Raw genomic sequence first — 14,890 nt, forward strand, 5'->3', positions numbered from 1 at the left:
GATCCGGTCAGGCCAATGGGCTCAGCCGTCAGAAACTCCGGCCTCGGCAAAGGTGGCCATGCCAGAATGGCAGGCCACCGCGCTTTTCAGAATGTTGATCGCCAGTGCCCCACCCGAGCCTTCACCCAGTCGCAGGCCGAGGTTCAACAACGGTGCCTTGCCGAGTTTCTCCAGTACAGCGCCATGTGCGCCTTCGGCGCTCTGGTGTCCGGCAATAGCGTGATCCAAAGCCCCTGCGGAGACATTCGCCAGACAGGCCGCAGCCGCCGAGCAGATGAAACCGTCCAGAATGACCGGAATGCGTAGAACACGCGCCGCCGCAATGGCACCAGCCATAGCGGCTATCTCGCGTCCGCCGAGGCAGCGCAGGATGTCCAGCCCGTCACCTGAGGCCGCGTGCAAGGACACGCCCTCGGCTACGACACGAGTTTTATTAATCAGCCCAGCGTCATCCACACCCGTGCCCCGCCCGGTCCAGTCGGCGGCGTCTCCGCCGAACAGAGCGCAAGCGATTGCGGCGGCCGGGGTGGTGTTTCCAATCCCCATTTCTCCGACAACCAGCAGGTCAGCCTTGGGATCAACGGCGTTCCAACCGGTCCGCAGCGCCTGCAACAGCTCGTCCTCAGACATGGCCGGGCCTGCGGTGAAATCGGCGGTGGGTGTGTCCAGATCCAGCGCGTGCACATCCATCGTGGCACCAGCCGCTTTGGCCAACTGATTGATCGCGGCGCCACCATGTTCGAAATTCATCACCATCTGCACGGTGACTTCCGGCGGGAAGGCGGAAACGCCCTGCGCCGTGACACCGTGGTTGCCGGCAAACACAATTACCTGAGGTGCGTTGATTTGCGGGCGGGCATCCCCACGCCATCCCGCATACCAGATCGCCAGATTCTCGAGCCTCCCCAATGCGCCGGGCGGTTTGGTCAACTGACCGTTGCGGTCAGTTGCGCCGGCCAGCGCGGCATCGTCAGGACTGGGCGCTTGCGCCAAGACATCACGGAGTGTTTTCAGGTCATTAAGTTCGGGTAGCATCGAAAGCCTCGTTGCATCAGAGTGGTGCTGTGTGTTTAACCGAAGCGTTCGATCCAACAAGACCCGGAAAGGCGCGGAAGTGCATAAAAACGACAACCCCCTGATTTCCGCGTGGGATATTCCACTGGCGCTGGTGCTGCTGACGCGCCTGCCGGTACCGCGCTTGCCCGAGAATGTCTTTGCGCGCCAAGCCGATTCCGCCTGGGCTTTCCCGGTGGTCGGACTGGTGGTGGGCCTGCTGGCCTGCGCCGTTGGTTGGGTTTCGATGGCATTAGGGCTGCCCGCGATGGTCGCGGCCGTACTCGTCACCGCGACGCTGGTGATTTCAACCGGGGCAATGCACGAAGACGGGCTGGCCGACACGGCAGACGGGCTCTGGGGCGGGTTCACGCGGGAACGCCGCTTGGAAATCATGAAGGACAGCCATATCGGGGCCTATGGCGTTCTGACGTTGGTCTTTACCCAATTGATGCGCGTCGCCCTGATCGCGGCCCTGCTTACAGCTGGAGCTTACGGCGCTGTTCTCGCCGCCTGCATCGTATCGCGCACGTTCATGCCAGTACTAATGAGCACCCTACCCAACGCCCGCAACAGCGGCCTGAGCCATTCAGTCGGCGGGCCACGCGGCACAACAGTTGCGGCCGGGCTTGTACTGGCCGTTTTCTGCGCCGCGCTTTTGATGGGGTTCGCAGCCACCCTTCCCGTCCTCATTGCTGCTCTGGTCGTCGCTATGCTTGCCATGGTCGCGAAGACCAAAATCGGCGGTCAGACTGGTGACACTCTGGGTGCGACGCAACAACTGACCGAACTGGCCTTTCTGGCCACAACTGTGGCGGCACTTTAGGTCGTACCGCCGGTCTCGATCCTCAGGGTTTCGCCGCAATGCTTGCAATGCACGGCATCCGGGTCGTGACGGTAAAGGCCGCAACTTGGGCATTTGTGCCGGACTTTCTGCGGCATGAAAATCGCCTGAGCCAATCGTACGAACAGCGCCACGCCCACCACCATGATGAACACCGAAAACAACTTACCGCCCGGCGTTACCAAAGTGATATCACCGAACCCGGTCGTGGTCAGCGTTGCCATGGTGAAATAGAGGGCATCAATATAGGCAGTCTGGCTGTTGTCGGGGATGAAAAACACCAGAACTGCGGTGGAGGTCGCAAACACGAACACCATCAGGTTGATCGCTGCTATGACGGCATCCTCGTGCGTCCGAAAAAACTGACTATCGCGCCGCAGGTCGCGCAACAGGTGATAGGAGTGGATAAGACGCAACGCACGCAGAATCCGCACGAAGGCCAGGTTTCCGGGCAAGAACGGCTCGAGCAGCAACGAGGCGATCACCACGATATCGGCCAGCGTGTAGACCTTGCACAGCAGCTTCCACCGGTCCTTTGCAATCCACATCCGGGCCAGAAAATCCAGCAGGATCAGAAACCCGACGCACAGGCTGGCAATGGTGATCCCCGGACCATGCGGGATGTTTGCCGTGGCCACAAAAAACACGATCGACGCCGCGTCGAACAGGATCAGACCATAGCGGAACCAAACCGAAACCGGTTCATGCGCGACGTACAGAAACTTTACGGTTTGCTTTATCCCGGTCATGTATCCGCCTCTGGTTACTGAAAAATTAGCGGCAAACGCGAAATTCACCAAGACCAGAGACGAAAAAGGCCACCCCTTACAGGAGCGGCCCCAATATTTGTGTTGGCAGCGATCAGGCGGCGGCGCGCGAGGTTAGAACCTCATCCACCTGCTTGGCGGCCGAAACCTCGCCTGCGCCGGATACGGCTGCCACTTCGCGGGTCAGACGTTCAAGCGCGGCTTCGTACAACTGACGCTCGGAATAGCTCTGCTCGCGCTGGTCGTCAGTGCGGTGCAGGTCACGAACCACCTCGGCGATCGAGATCAGATCGCCCGAGTTGATCTTTTGCTCATACTCCTGCGCCCGTCGAGACCACATGGCGCGCTTGACCTTGGCCTTGCCCTTCAGGGTTTTCATCGCCTGGCTGATGACATCAGGCGAGCTGAGCGACCGCAGACCGGATTCGGTGACCTTGTTGGTCGGTACCCGCAGGGTCATCTTGTCTTTTTCAAAGGAGATGACGAACAGCTCAAGAGAATATCCCGCGACTTCCTGCTCTTCGATCGAGATGATCTGACCTACGCCATGCGCAGGGTAAACAACATAGTCGTTCGGGCGGAACTCAAGCTTTTTCGACTTAGACATACAGGTTCATCCTTGGTTACAGAGCGAGATACGGAACAACAAAACACCCATGCCGGAGCCTTTGTTCGGCTCCGCCAGGCGGCTGGTTTGTCACTAAATCAGAACTCCAAAGCAGTCATACTTACGGAGTACATCCCCATCTCATTCAACATTCAGCTTCCGATTATATCACAAAATTACGACGCCTGAAAGGTCACGCCCTTATTCGGCCGTGAAACCCTTTGTTTTTCAAGGCGATGCAACCTGTTTCTATACCTGAACGAACAAGTTCAGAGAGCGAATCGCTTAGCCGCCTTCGCCGGGCGCTTCGGAGAAATACTTCTCCATCTTGCCCTCTTCACCGTCGCGTTCCTCGGCTTCGGGCAACGGGTCTTTCTTGGTCACGATCACCGGCCATTGTTCCGAATACTTCCGGTTGAATTCAACCCACTGATCCATCCCTGGCTCAGTGTCTGGGCGGATAGCATCGGCGGGGCACTCGGGTTCGCACACGCCGCAGTCAATGCATTCGTCGGGGTGAATGACCAGCGTGTTCTCACCTTCATAGAAACAGTCCACCGGGCACACCTCGACACAGTCGGTGTATTTGCAGGCGATGCAGTTTTCAGTGACAACATAGGTCATAGTCGGATTCCCATTAGCGGTTTGGGCGTCTAGCTAATCCAGTATTATACCGTCTTCAAGGGCGGATCAGCCCTCTTTAGTACGAGAAAGATCAAGTGCGCGTCGATCTTTCTTAGTCGGACGACCTTTTCCCTCGAATCCGGGGTTCTTGGGAGGCGCGTCCTTCTTTTCCGTCATGTCAAAGTACAGCGTCTGTGCCTCGGGGGCCGGACCACGGCGTTCACCCAGTTTTTCGACGCGGACCACCCGCACGGTGCGGCCCTGCGGGAAAGTCAGAACATCACCGGGCCCCACGGCTTGCGCCGGTTTCAGAACCCGGTTTCCGTTCAAGCGGACGTGGCCGCCGCTGACCTGTTTGGCGGCCAGGCTGCGGGTCTTGAAGAACCGCGCCTGCCACAACCATTTGTCGATCCGCAGCTTGGCCTCGGCCATCGGTGATCAGTTACCGTCTTTCAAACCCATCAGCGCAGCTGCGAACGGGTTATCGGGATCGATAGCCTTTTCCTTCTTGGGCGGACGGGACGAGAAGGACTTGGCGCCTTGTGGCTTGCCCCCCTTCTTACCCTGCGGTTTTCCGCGCCCATCCTGAGGCTTGCCGCGCGGCTTGCCCTTGCCCTGCCCCTGCTCTCGACGCGGGCCACGGTTTTGCCGGCGCTGACGCCCCCAGGTAAAGGTATAGAGCACCTCGACCTCGGGCTCATCTGCCGTCGGAGCCTCGGCTGCCACCTCGGTGCTTTCGGTGGCTTCGGCTGGCGCCTCGGCGGGTGCAGCAGCCTCTTCTGTTGCAGCCTCAGTCGCCGACGTTTCTTCGGCTGACGGTTGCTCGGTCGCTTCGGCAGTGGGTTGCTCTGTCGGAGTTTCTTCAGGCGCGGCGACAGGCGCTGGCTTCACCTTTTCACGCTCGCCGCGCTCGGCGTTGTAGCCCAGCCCCTTCATCAGGTCGGCGAACTGTTCCAGCGTCATGCCGGTGATCGACAGCATATCGGGCTTGGCTTCGAACCCGCCGCGGCTGTCTTCGGCGCGCAGCATGTCGGCCAGACGTTCCAGCATGTCGATCCGGATCGAACGGTCGCCCGCATCGCGGTAGCCGCACATGGTGTCGTAGCCCTCGGGCGCGTCCTTGGCGACCGGTACGGTGACCAGACCCGGAGGCGGCGCGTCGGGGAATTCCTGTAGGCCGTTGGCCAGCGCCCACAGAACCAGACGCAGGCGCGTCGGCGCGGGTTTCAGCAGCAGCGGCATGAAGATGGTGAACTGGCCGAACCGGATGCCGTGCTTGCGCAGCGCGCCACGGGCGTCCTGATCCAGATCCTTGACCTCTTGCGCGACACCGCCGCGGGGCAGCACGCCCAACGCTTCGACCATGCGGAAGGCAAAGCCCTTGGCCAGGCCGGTCAGTTCTTCGTCGCGCGACAGGTTTAGCAGCGGCTCGAACAGCGCGGCAACCTTGCGGTCGATGAAATGCTGCAGACGGCGCTGCACTTTTTGTTCGACATCCGGCCCTGCGGCCTCGTCCACGAAAACCTCGACCATCGGCTTGAGAGGCTCTGCCCCGGCAACCAGTTTGCCGACGGCGTATTCGCCCCACATCAGGCCACCCTGATCCGTGAAATCAATTTCGGTATCGGGCGCGTTGTAGAAGCGATCGGCACGCAGATGGAATTGCGGCGCTAGTGCTTGCAGGGAGGCCGATTTCAAAGCTTTCGCCTCGGTTCCTTGCGCGCTTTTGTCCGGACTGAACCGGAACCCTTCCAGACGACCGACGAATTCGCCTTCGACGGTCACTTCACCCTTGTCATTTACTTCGGCCAAAAGGGCCTCCTTCTGTTTGAGCCGGCGCAGCAACACTGATGTGCGCCGGTCCACAAATCTTTGCGTCAGTCGGTCATGCAATGCGTCCGACAGCCTGTCTTCTACAGTGCGCGTTTCGTCGCGCCAATGTGATTCGTCACGCACCCAACCGTTTCGCTGCGCAACATATGTCCAAGTGCGAATATATGCCAACCTTTTGGACAGTGCATCAATATCCCCATCTGTGCGGTCGATCCGACTGACTTGCCGCGCCATAAAGTCATCCGGGATCGAACCGCGCTCGTGCAGGTGACCATAGATCACTTCGAGCAGACTGGCGTGTTCGGCATGGCTGATGCCGCGAAAATCGGGGATTCGGCACACATCCCACAGCAAACGGATGGATTGCGGGTCACTGGCGCGGGCCATCACTTCGGTGACCTGCGACAGAGATTTCAGCACGTTCAGATCGTCCGCAGGTCGCGCTTTGATCAGATGTTCGTCATTCGGACTGACCTCAAGCGAGTCGATCAGCGCCTCAATCGATCCGAACCGCAGGGCGGCATTCCGCCAGTTCAGCTTTTTCATCGGCGTGAACCGGCTGTCCATGATGGCCTGCGCCACGCCTTCATCTAGTGGAGGGGCCTCTCCGGTCACGCCGAAGGTGCCGTCGGACATACCGCGTCCCGCTCGCCCGGCGATCTGGGCCAGCTCGTTGGGTGCAAGCGGGCGCATTCGGCGCCCGTCGAACTTGCTGAGCGACGAGAACGCCACGTGGTTCACGTCCAGATTCAGCCCCATACCGATGGCATCGGTGGCCACGAGATAGTCAACTTCACCGTTTTGATACAGCTCGACCTGTGCATTCCGCGTGCGCGGGCTGAGCGCGCCCATCACCACGGCTGCCCCACCCTTTTGACGGCGCAGCAGCTCGGCAATGGCATAGACACTGTCGACCGAGAACCCGACGATGGCGCTGCGGGGCGGCATCCGACTGATCTTTTTCGACCCCGCATAAACCAGCTGAGACATGCGTTCGCGCCGGACGAACTGTGCCTCAGGCACCAGCGCGGCGATGGGGCCACGCATCGTGTCCGCGCCAAGGAACAGCGTTTCACTTGTGCCGCGTGACCGCAACAGCCGGTCAGTGAAGACATGACCGCGTTCGGGATCGGCGCAAAGCTGGATTTCGTCGATGGCGACGAAGTCCGCACCCATCCCTTCGGGCATCGCCTCGACCGTGCAAACCCAGTACTGGGTGCGCGGCGGCACGATCCGCTCTTCGCCCGTGACCAGAGCCACAACGGACGGGCCGCGAATGGCGACGATCTTGTCATAGACCTCACGCGCCAGCAGACGCAGCGGCAGGCCGATCACACCGGTCCGATACCCGAGCATCCGCTCGATCGCGTAATGAGTTTTACCTGTGTTGGTCGGGCCGAGTACGGCCACGATTCGGGATGACCCGCTCACCTTTGCCCCCTGCCCCGGTTCTTTAGAGGGCCGAGCCCTCGACCTGAGGCTTCAGTCGATTCACGGCATTGGTTACTTCTTCATGATGCGGATGTATAGCCAGCGCGCGCTCATACGCGTCCAGCGCCTTGTCGGGCTGTTCGATGATCTCGAAGATCAGGCCCAGCCCAAAGATCGCCTCATAATTATTCGGGTTCAGCGTCAGCGCGTGTTCCAGATCGGCTGCGGCCATGCCAAAGCGATCCATTCCGAAAAACGCCGAGGCCCGCATGTGCCACCCTTCGGCAAAGCCGGGCGCGTGATCGGTCAATGCCGTCAGATGTTCAATGGCAGCCAGTGTATCACCGTCTTCCAACGCCTCCCGGCCGCGCTCCAACAACAAATCCGCCGAGGCCGAGCCCGACTGCGCCCACAGCGCCTTGAGCTGACGGTCCAATCCAATCGCCTGTTCGGGCGTGGCCTCCGCCAGTTGCTGCAGCAAGGCAGCCTCATCCCGCAGGTCCGCTTGTTGCGCGGCGGAACTGGTGGAAAACATGACCGTGACAAAAAATGCCGCAACGGTACCTTTGAGATTGTTTGTTGCAATGCCCATAACAATATTCAGTGTAGCGTTGCGACCGGGGATGTCCATTCACGGCGCACAAACAATATGAGGAACACCATGAGCGACACTCTTGAAAAAGCCGCGGCCGCGCTGAACGAAAAACTGTCCGGCGGCGCATTTGACGCTTCGGCCAAGTTTGCCATCGCCGATCTGGGCGCAATCGTTCTGGATGCAGACGGCGCACGCGTCAGCGACGAAGATGCCGACGTAACCCTGAGCGCAGACGCAGACACGTTTGAACAGATCCTCAGTGGCGATCTGAATCCGACCGGTGCGTTCATGTCCGGCAAGCTGAGTGTTGACGGCGACATGGGTATTGCCATGAAACTCGCCTCGGTGCTGGCCTGATGCAGATCTCGCCGGCCCCTTTCTATGAAGACGTGGCCGGCGGACCCGCCGGTGGTGCCGCCCATTGGGTGACAACCGCGGACGATATCCGTATTCGCGTGGGCCACTGGCGCCCTGACGGCGAAGCAAGCGGCACGGTGATGATGTTCCCCGGCCGCACCGAATATATCGAGAAATATGGCGATGCCGCGGCCGAATTCGTTGGTCGCGGGTTTGCATTTCTCGCCGTCGACTGGCGCGGACAGGGGCTGGCGGATCGCCTGCTGGATGACCCACGCGTAGGACATGTCGAAGAATTCACCGACTACCAGCATGATGTGAAGGCAACGCTTGACCTTGCCGAAAAGCTGGACCTGCCGAAACCATGGTTCGTGATTGGCCACTCGATGGGCGGCGCAATCGGCCTGCGTGCGGTTCTGGAGCGCGACTGCTTTGCCGCCAGCGCCTTTACCGGGCCAATGTGGGGCATCTTCTTTACTCCGATCATGAAACCGCTCAGCCGGTTAACCGCATATTGGGGGCCGCGGATCGGGCTTGGGGAAAAGACCCCTCCGACCACTTCGCTGGATAGCTACGTTGCCTCGCAGCCCTTTGACGGCAACGTGCTGACGCGTGATCCGGCGATGTATCAGATGATGAAAGATCAATTGACGGCGCACCCCGAACTGGCCCTTGGCGCGCCTTCTACAATCTGGCTGCGCGAGGCGCTTGACGAATGCGCCTGGTTGATGGAGCAAACCGCCCCCGCAACACCCGGTCTGACCTTCCTCGGCAGCCATGAGCAAATCGTTGACCGCAAAGCGATCCGCACGCGGATGGCGAACTGGCCCAGTGGTACACTGGTTGAAATCCCCAACGGCGAACACGAAGTGCTGATGGAGGCGCCCGAGGTGCGTGGCCCGGTCTATGACCAGTTGGCAGCGCATTTTCTAGCCGCACAATCGGACTCTGCACCCGCACCTGCTCTGTCGAGCTGAAGAAAACCTCACGCAAAGGCGGCTTGTGATCCGGGCCGCCCGCGCCTAGATGTTTGCGAAAGCAGATATACCGAGGTGATCCATGCGCGACCTTCCCTTTCCCGTCCGTGACGCAAACGCAGCCGGAGGAACCGGCGATCTTGGCAACCTGCCGGAATGGGATCTGTCCGATCTGTATAGCTCGGAAGACGCGCCGGAACTGTCGCGGGATCTGGACTGGCTAGAGGGCGAATGCGCATCCTTTGCTGCGGACTACGAAGGCAAGCTGGCCGATCTGGATGCCGAGGGCCTTTTGACCTGCGTGAAGCGCAACGAGAAAATCAACTCCATTGCAGGCCGCATCATGTCTTTCGCGGGCCTGCGCTATTATCAGCTGACCACCGATGCCGAACGCGCCAAGTTCCTGTCGGACATGCAGGAAAAGATCACCGTTTTCACCACACCGCTGGTGTTCTTCACACTGGAAATTAACCGCATCGACGATGACGTGCTGAAAGCGCATTTCGACGCCAACACCGATCTGGCCCGGTATGAGCCGGTGTTCCGCCGCATCCGCGCGATGAAGCCATACCAACTGTCAGATGAGCTGGAAAAGTTCCTGCACGATCTGGGTGTTGTCGGTGATGCGTGGGAACGTCTGTTCGACGAAACCATCGCCGGATTGACCTTCACCGTCGACGGCGAAGAGCTGAACATCGAAGGTACTCTGAACCTGCTGACAGAACAGGACCGTTCGAAACGCGAGGCTGCCTCGCGCGAGCTGGCAGCTGTATTTCAGGACAACATCAAGACCTTTGCCCGTGTCCACAACACGCAGGCCAAGGAAAAGGAAATCGTTGATCGTTGGCGCAACATGCCGACCGCTCAGACCGGTCGTCACCTGTCAAACGACGTCGAACCCGAGGTGGTCGAAGCCCTGCGCGAAGCCGTCGTGGCCGCCTACCCCAAGCTGAGCCACCGTTATTACGAACTGAAACGCAAATGGCTTGGGCTGGACGTGATGCAGGTCTGGGACCGCAACGCGCCACTGCCGATGGAAGATACGCGCATCGTCGGCTGGGACGAGGCCGAAAAGACCGTAATGGATGCCTACAACGCCTTTGATCCTCGCATGGGTGAGATTGCCGCGCCCTTCTTCAGCAAAGGCTGGATCGATGCGGCAGTGAAGCCCGGCAAGGCGCCGGGCGCCTTTGCGCATCCGACCGTGACCGAGGTGCATCCCTATGTGATGCTCAACTATCTGGGCAAACCGCGCGACGTGATGACCCTTGCGCACGAACTGGGCCACGGCGTCCACCAGGTACTGGCCGCCGATCAGGGTGAGATGCTTTCGTCGACCCCGCTGACACTGGCCGAAACCGCCTCGGTCTTTGGCGAGATGCTGACCTTCCGCAAGATGTTGGATCAGGCCGAAACCCAGGAACAGCGCAAGGTTCTGCTGGCCGGTAAGGTCGAGGACATGATCAACACGGTCATCCGCCAGATCGCTTTCTACGACTTCGAATGCAAACTCCACGCCGCCCGCCGCGAAGGCGAGCTGACCCCGGACGACATCAACGCCCTGTGGATGAGCGTTCAGGCCGAAAGCCTTGGCCCGGCATTCGAATTCATGGACGGGTATGAGACCTTCTGGGCCTACATCCCGCACTTCGTCCACTCACCCTTCTACGTCTATGCCTATGCGTTCGGCGACGGCTTGGTGAATGCGCTGTATTCGGTTTACGAGAGCGGATCGGAAGGGTTCGAGGACAAGTACTTCGAAATGCTGCGCGCAGGCGGATCGAAGCACCACAAGGAACTGCTGGCCCCGTTCGGGTTGGACGCTAGTGATCCGAAATTCTGGGACAAGGGCCTGTCAATGATTTCGGGATTCATCGACGAGTTGGAAGCAATGGAAGCGTAAACCCTCGCTCACAAACCTATCAGACGCGCTCGGATGATCTCCGGGCGCGTTTTGTTATGCGACAACGCTTCTGAGCTGCTCGAGATCGTGAATGATGACGGATTTGTATTCACTCTCAACACCGATATTGCGCAACTTGCCAAACGCACGTGACAGGCTCTCTGGTTTCATCCCGAGCATTGATGCCAGAACGACCTTGTCGAATGGCAATTCCAGCCTGTTTTGACCGCCGTGCTTGTCGGACAACCGAAGCAGAAAATTGCACAAACGCTCATAGCCGGTCAGAACCTTCAATTCCTCCACCTCGTGCATCATCTCGTGCAAATGAGATGACGCCGCGGACAGCACGGCCACGGCGATCTCGTGCGCGGCATCGTGGCAAGCGCACACAGCAGAGATATCAAGATACAGAATTTCGCAATCCGAAACGGCCTCGACATTGGCTGCGCTTGGCGCACCATGCAGCGCCGAGATTTCATCAAAACTCTGCCCGTTTGTAAGCATCGCCAACATCGCCTCGTGACCTGATGGCGAAACCCGGTAAAGTTTGACCCACCCTTCCAGAACGATCTTCAACTTACGGCTCGGTTCGTCTTGCAAACAGATCGTCTGACCACGGGTGAAAAACCTTTTTTGAGCACGAGACAACAGGCACTTGCGCACTTTTGGCGACAATTGCTCCAGCAATGGGCTGGACTGTTGATCGTCTTGGCTAAAGTCAAACATGGCGGCTTCCGGCTGAGAACTTGACCTGTGCTAGCGGAAACAAACAAATATCAGTTTGATATGGATCAATTTTTAACTAATTGTAATCTAGAGGCAAATTCAGAATCGGCAACGAAAACGCTTAAACAACAAGCGATTAAAGAGCTCAAAAAACAGTCATTTCAATTGACTATCTTTTGACCCTCGTCGGTTTATTCCGCCCCGGAATTGAACTGCGCCGTCGCGTTCCTGCTAGCAGTCCAGGCACAATTTAACGCCCGGAATGGCGATTCGGCGTTTTTCGGGAATCGGCTCTTCGCATTCGGCACAATGAGTCAGGCTTTCCCCCACGGGGCGTTTTTGCGCCTGCATCCGGGCCAGTTCGTCCGAGAGGGACGCTTCAATCTGTTCACTCACCGCGCCATCGCGCACCCAACCGCCTGCCATGGACTTTTCTTCTGAATTCGAAGCAAAACAAGAAACTGCTGGCACTGTTCCGGCAGAACGCAAGTGATCCCAAATTCTGGGGCAAAGGTCTGTCGATGATCTCGGGTTTCATCGACGAACAGTAAACAATGGAAAACTGATCACTTCTGGCTTTTGGTCGTCAGAAATACGGCGGCCACGATCAACATGGCTCCGATGGCTGCAATCGGTGTGATTGCAGCCCCCAGAAATATGGCCGAGTTGATGAAGGTGAACACGACGGATGCAGCAAACATCAATGTTGCGGTCAGCGTCGACACCCGTGCGGCGGCCTCATACCAAAGATAGTAGGCCAGCGCGGTTGGCAGCACCCCCAGCAAAAGCAGGAACACCACGTCATTAACCGTCGGCACCTGCAGTGAGAACATGGCCAGAGGCAGCAACAACACACCCGAGCACGTGAAGATGCCGAACAGGAAATTCAACCTTTCCCCCGTCGATTCCGAGTTGCGCATCGCCCGGCTGCTGGAGATCAGAAACACCGCCCAGCTGAGCCCCGCCCCGATTTCCAGAAGATCGCCGAACAAGGGTTCTCCGCCCCCCTGAAAATCTTGGTAGACGGTCAGAAAAACACCCAGAATGGCCAAACCGGTGGCCAGAACGTCGGTGCGTGTGACCGGCGTGTCGGCAAAGAAATACAGGAATACCAGAACAAAAAACGGTGCTGTGTTCTCTAGCACCATGGCGTTGGCGGCACCGGTATGCTCGAGCCCGATATGGAAGAGTATGTAGTTGACCACGGTGGACAAAACGGCCAGTCGAAAATTCCAGTCCCCCAGCCGGATCGAGACGGAAACCCGCATCACACGTAACATGCAATAGATCGCCAGAGCCGCGATAAACAGGCGCGTAACAGCGATTTGCAGCCCACCCAGATCGCTGGTCAGATAACGGACAATGACGCTGTGCGTGCCCCACAGGAATGCGGCGAGAAACCCAAGAACCAGACCGTTTTGCAGAAGGTTGGTTTTGGGCATCCCTCTGCCCGCTTATTTCAGCTGACTGTCTTTGGAGCCGCGCCGGTTGATGCCCGCGCGCGCCTTAAAGGACCCGTCGCGCTCTTGTTGGCAATCGAGGCACAGCTTGACGCCCGGCAAGGCCAAGCGGCGTTTCTCGGGGATTGGTTCCTCGCATTCGGCGCAATGGGTCAGGCTGTCCCCCACAGGGCGCTTTTGCGCCTGCATCCGGGCCAGTTCGTCCGAAATGGACGCTTCAATCTGTTCACTCACCGCGCCATCGCGCGCCCAACCGCCTGCCATGGGCCTCTCTCCTGATCAGGTGCCCGACAGATTAGCGCGACGGCGCGGGAAGTGGCAAGTCAGAGGGACACGGCCCCTTCCAGAACCCGATCAATCATTTCCTGCGTCCCGCGCGAGAATTCCAGCGGGCACGGATAGTCTGCCCCTTCGCGTACCGAACGGCAGAACGCCTCAACCTGCAGTTTGTAATGGTCGTCACCCGGAAAGCGCGTGACCTGAACCTCAAGACTCGGGCGGTGCAACTCCACCCGCGCCTCGCCAAAGACCCGCGCATTGAACGGCGCGGTCAGACGGATCACACCGCCTTCACCGTGAAACACCATCTCCTGATGCGGGTGCATCCGGATCGAGACATAGCTGGAATAGGTAAAACCCGGAAATTGCGCGCGGATTTCGGTGAATGTGTCGATCCCGTCCTCCCACCGGATAGCAGAGTTGACCTGTACCGGCTCCTGCCCCGTCGCATAGCGCGCGCTGCCGATCACATAGACACCAATGTCGCGCAGCCCGCCACCACCTGTTTCTGCGCGGTTGCGGATGTTTCCGGTATCCGCGCGATTGTCAAAACTGAACGCACCGGTCACATGCACCAGCTTACCGATGGCCCCATCCGCAATCAGCTTTCGCACCAGCTGCCACTGTGGATGGTGCACAATCATATAGGCCTCGGCCGCCAGTAGCCCGGTCTCATCCCGCTTTTGGATCAGTGATGCGAACTCGGCCGCAGTCATGGCCATGGGCTTTTCGCACAGCACATGCTTGCCTGCGCCCATCGCCTTGAGGGCCCATTCCACATGCAGGTGATTGGGCAAAGGAATGTAAACCGCTTCGATCTGAGGATCGGCGAGTAGAGCTTCATAGCTGTCATAGACCGTCAGATCGGGGCAATAGGCCTGAAACGGTTCAGCCTTGGCCGCGCTTGACGTGGCCAGCCCTGCCAGACGCGCGCCACCCGCTGCGTGAATCGCCGGCGCCATGAATTGGCGCGCAAACTTGGCAGCGCCCAGAACACCCCATTGAACTGGTTTTTGCATATGTTCCTCCGACAGTCGTGATTTCGCTCGAATCTTAAAGTTACCGCTAACAACTCTTTTCTCGCCCTTCTAACAACCCGCGGACGTTAAGTCAGGCTTTTATCTGTACCGAACCGCCCTAATCTGCCCCCAACAGTCGGGAGGGAGTGAGAATGAAGAGGGTCTTCAAATGGATAGGCGGTCTGCTTGTGCTTGCAGTAATCGTTGGCGCTGTGGTGTTTTTCGGATTTCTGCCGCCTTACATCGAAGCAAAACGCAACGGTGTGATCGACCATGCCCCTTTTGATGTATCAGGTGACGCCGAAGCCCTGCACGAAACCCTGATTATTGGCGACTTGCACGCAGACCCGCTGTTGTGGAGCCGTGATCTGACCGAGCGCGGCACACGGGGTCAGGTCGATATCCCCGCCTGATC

General features: G+C 58.9%; 16 protein-coding genes and 1 pseudogene. 5 read left to right on the top strand and 12 right to left on the bottom strand.

Annotated features, from left to right (window positions below):
• Positions 1–21: 21 nt before the first annotated feature.
• Positions 22–1,035, bottom strand: coding sequence for a nicotinate-nucleotide--dimethylbenzimidazole phosphoribosyltransferase (cobT, locus tag ACR0KW_RS02670; RefSeq protein WP_480803616.1), 1,014 nt, complete (start codon positions 1,033–1,035; stop codon positions 22–24).
• Positions 1,036–1,114: 79 nt separating this feature from the next.
• On the opposite strand from cobT, the gene cobS reads away from it, so the two are divergent.
• Positions 1,115–1,879, top strand: a complete 765-nt coding sequence (cobS, locus tag ACR0KW_RS02675; RefSeq protein WP_480803617.1) for an adenosylcobinamide-GDP ribazoletransferase — start codon at positions 1,115–1,117, stop codon at positions 1,877–1,879.
• Here the strand turns inward: cobS and ACR0KW_RS02680 are convergent.
• From ACR0KW_RS02680 to ACR0KW_RS02705, 6 genes are all read right to left on the bottom strand, one after another.
• The gene (locus ACR0KW_RS02680; RefSeq protein ID WP_480803618.1) at positions 1,876–2,646 is read right to left on the bottom strand and encodes an ion channel; all 771 of its coding nucleotides are present in this window, start codon (positions 2,644–2,646) and stop codon (positions 1,876–1,878) included. The genes cobS and ACR0KW_RS02680 overlap by 4 nt on opposite strands.
• 112 nt (positions 2,647–2,758) lie before the next feature.
• Entirely contained in the window at positions 2,759–3,271 is a 513-nt protein-coding gene (locus tag ACR0KW_RS02685; RefSeq protein ID WP_170324595.1) for a CarD family transcriptional regulator, read from the bottom strand.
• A gap of 285 nt (positions 3,272–3,556) precedes the next feature.
• Complete coding sequence (fdxA, locus tag ACR0KW_RS02690; RefSeq protein ID WP_170324594.1) at positions 3,557–3,895, bottom strand: ferredoxin FdxA; 339 nt, start codon at positions 3,893–3,895, stop codon at positions 3,557–3,559.
• Between the two features lie 66 nt (positions 3,896–3,961).
• On the bottom strand, positions 3,962–4,327 hold the full coding sequence (locus ACR0KW_RS02695) for an RNA-binding S4 domain-containing protein (protein WP_480803619.1): 366 nt from the start codon (positions 4,325–4,327) through the stop codon (positions 3,962–3,964).
• A 6-nt stretch (positions 4,328–4,333) separates the two neighbouring features.
• Entirely contained in the window at positions 4,334–7,159 is a 2,826-nt protein-coding gene (locus ACR0KW_RS02700) for a helicase-related protein (protein WP_480803620.1), read from the bottom strand.
• Positions 7,160–7,181: 22 nt separating this feature from the next.
• Positions 7,182–7,751 (bottom strand): tetratricopeptide repeat protein, encoded by a 570-nt coding sequence (locus ACR0KW_RS02705; RefSeq protein WP_480803621.1) that lies wholly within the window; start codon positions 7,749–7,751, stop codon positions 7,182–7,184.
• A gap of 69 nt (positions 7,752–7,820) precedes the next feature.
• Between ACR0KW_RS02705 and ACR0KW_RS02710 the strand changes: the two genes are divergently transcribed.
• The 3 genes from ACR0KW_RS02710 to ACR0KW_RS02720 all read left to right on the top strand — a co-directional run bounded on the left by ACR0KW_RS02710 (position 7,821) and on the right by ACR0KW_RS02720 (position 10,991).
• On the top strand, positions 7,821–8,111 hold the full coding sequence (locus ACR0KW_RS02710) for an SCP2 sterol-binding domain-containing protein (protein WP_480803622.1): 291 nt from the start codon (positions 7,821–7,823) through the stop codon (positions 8,109–8,111).
• Positions 8,111–9,088, top strand: coding sequence for an alpha/beta fold hydrolase (locus tag ACR0KW_RS02715; RefSeq protein WP_480803623.1), 978 nt, complete (start codon positions 8,111–8,113; stop codon positions 9,086–9,088). The genes ACR0KW_RS02710 and ACR0KW_RS02715 overlap by 1 nt, the downstream gene beginning before the upstream one ends.
• An 82-nt stretch (positions 9,089–9,170) precedes the next feature.
• Positions 9,171–10,991 (top strand): M3 family oligoendopeptidase, encoded by a 1,821-nt coding sequence (locus ACR0KW_RS02720; protein WP_480803624.1) that lies wholly within the window; start codon positions 9,171–9,173, stop codon positions 10,989–10,991.
• 54 nt (positions 10,992–11,045) lie between these two features.
• On the opposite strand, the gene ACR0KW_RS02725 is transcribed toward ACR0KW_RS02720, so the two are convergent.
• The 5 genes and pseudogenes from ACR0KW_RS02725 to ACR0KW_RS02745 form a co-directional block, all read right to left on the bottom strand.
• Positions 11,046–11,717 (bottom strand): Crp/Fnr family transcriptional regulator, encoded by a 672-nt coding sequence (locus ACR0KW_RS02725; protein WP_480803625.1) that lies wholly within the window; start codon positions 11,715–11,717, stop codon positions 11,046–11,048.
• Positions 11,718–11,873: 156 nt separating this feature from the next.
• A pseudogene (locus ACR0KW_RS02730) lies at positions 11,874–12,143 on the bottom strand (DksA/TraR family C4-type zinc finger protein).
• 140 nt (positions 12,144–12,283) lie between these two features.
• Positions 12,284–13,159 carry a DMT family transporter gene (locus ACR0KW_RS02735; protein ID WP_480803626.1) on the bottom strand — a complete coding sequence of 292 codons (876 nt, stop codon included), beginning with the start codon at positions 13,157–13,159 and terminating at the stop codon, positions 12,284–12,286.
• A 12-nt stretch (positions 13,160–13,171) separates the two neighbouring features.
• Positions 13,172–13,441: a DksA/TraR family C4-type zinc finger protein gene (locus ACR0KW_RS02740; RefSeq protein WP_170324585.1), complete on the bottom strand. Its 270-nt coding sequence runs from the start codon at positions 13,439–13,441 to the stop codon at positions 13,172–13,174.
• Positions 13,442–13,500: 59 nt separating this feature from the next.
• Positions 13,501–14,475, bottom strand: a complete 975-nt coding sequence (locus ACR0KW_RS02745) for a Gfo/Idh/MocA family protein (protein WP_480803627.1) — start codon at positions 14,473–14,475, stop codon at positions 13,501–13,503.
• Positions 14,476–14,627: 152 nt separating this feature from the next.
• Here ACR0KW_RS02745 and ACR0KW_RS02750 point away from each other — a divergent pair, with 152 nt between their 5' ends.
• A complete protein-coding gene (locus ACR0KW_RS02750) occupies positions 14,628–14,888 on the top strand; it encodes a hypothetical protein (protein WP_480803628.1) in 261 nt (86 codons plus the stop codon).
• Positions 14,889–14,890 lie beyond the last annotated feature (2 nt).

This window comes from Ruegeria sp. CG11 (assembly GCF_056537245.1).

Coding starts and splice junctions, on each gene's coding strand:
- ACR0KW_RS02745 (WP_480803627.1), bottom strand. CDS start 14,475: ATGCAAAAACCAGTTCAATGGGGTGTTCTGGGCGCTGCCAAGTTTGCG.
- ACR0KW_RS02740 (WP_170324585.1), bottom strand. CDS start 13,441: ATGGCAGGCGGTTGGGCGCGCGATGGCGCGGTGAGTGAACAGATTGAA.
- ACR0KW_RS02720 (WP_480803624.1), top strand. CDS start 9,171: ATGCGCGACCTTCCCTTTCCCGTCCGTGACGCAAACGCAGCCGGAGGA.
- ACR0KW_RS02695 (WP_480803619.1), bottom strand. CDS start 4,327: ATGGCCGAGGCCAAGCTGCGGATCGACAAATGGTTGTGGCAGGCGCGG.
- ACR0KW_RS02685 (WP_170324595.1), bottom strand. CDS start 3,271: ATGTCTAAGTCGAAAAAGCTTGAGTTCCGCCCGAACGACTATGTTGTT.
- ACR0KW_RS02715 (WP_480803623.1), top strand. CDS start 8,111: ATGCAGATCTCGCCGGCCCCTTTCTATGAAGACGTGGCCGGCGGACCC.
- cobT (WP_480803616.1), bottom strand. CDS start 1,035: ATGCTACCCGAACTTAATGACCTGAAAACACTCCGTGATGTCTTGGCG.
- ACR0KW_RS02735 (WP_480803626.1), bottom strand. CDS start 13,159: ATGCCCAAAACCAACCTTCTGCAAAACGGTCTGGTTCTTGGGTTTCTC.
- ACR0KW_RS02680 (WP_480803618.1), bottom strand. CDS start 2,646: ATGACCGGGATAAAGCAAACCGTAAAGTTTCTGTACGTCGCGCATGAA.
- ACR0KW_RS02705 (WP_480803621.1), bottom strand. CDS start 7,751: ATGGGCATTGCAACAAACAATCTCAAAGGTACCGTTGCGGCATTTTTT.
- ACR0KW_RS02710 (WP_480803622.1), top strand. CDS start 7,821: ATGAGCGACACTCTTGAAAAAGCCGCGGCCGCGCTGAACGAAAAACTG.
- ACR0KW_RS02725 (WP_480803625.1), bottom strand. CDS start 11,717: ATGTTTGACTTTAGCCAAGACGATCAACAGTCCAGCCCATTGCTGGAG.
- fdxA (WP_170324594.1), bottom strand. CDS start 3,895: ATGACCTATGTTGTCACTGAAAACTGCATCGCCTGCAAATACACCGAC.
- ACR0KW_RS02750 (WP_480803628.1), top strand. CDS start 14,628: ATGAAGAGGGTCTTCAAATGGATAGGCGGTCTGCTTGTGCTTGCAGTA.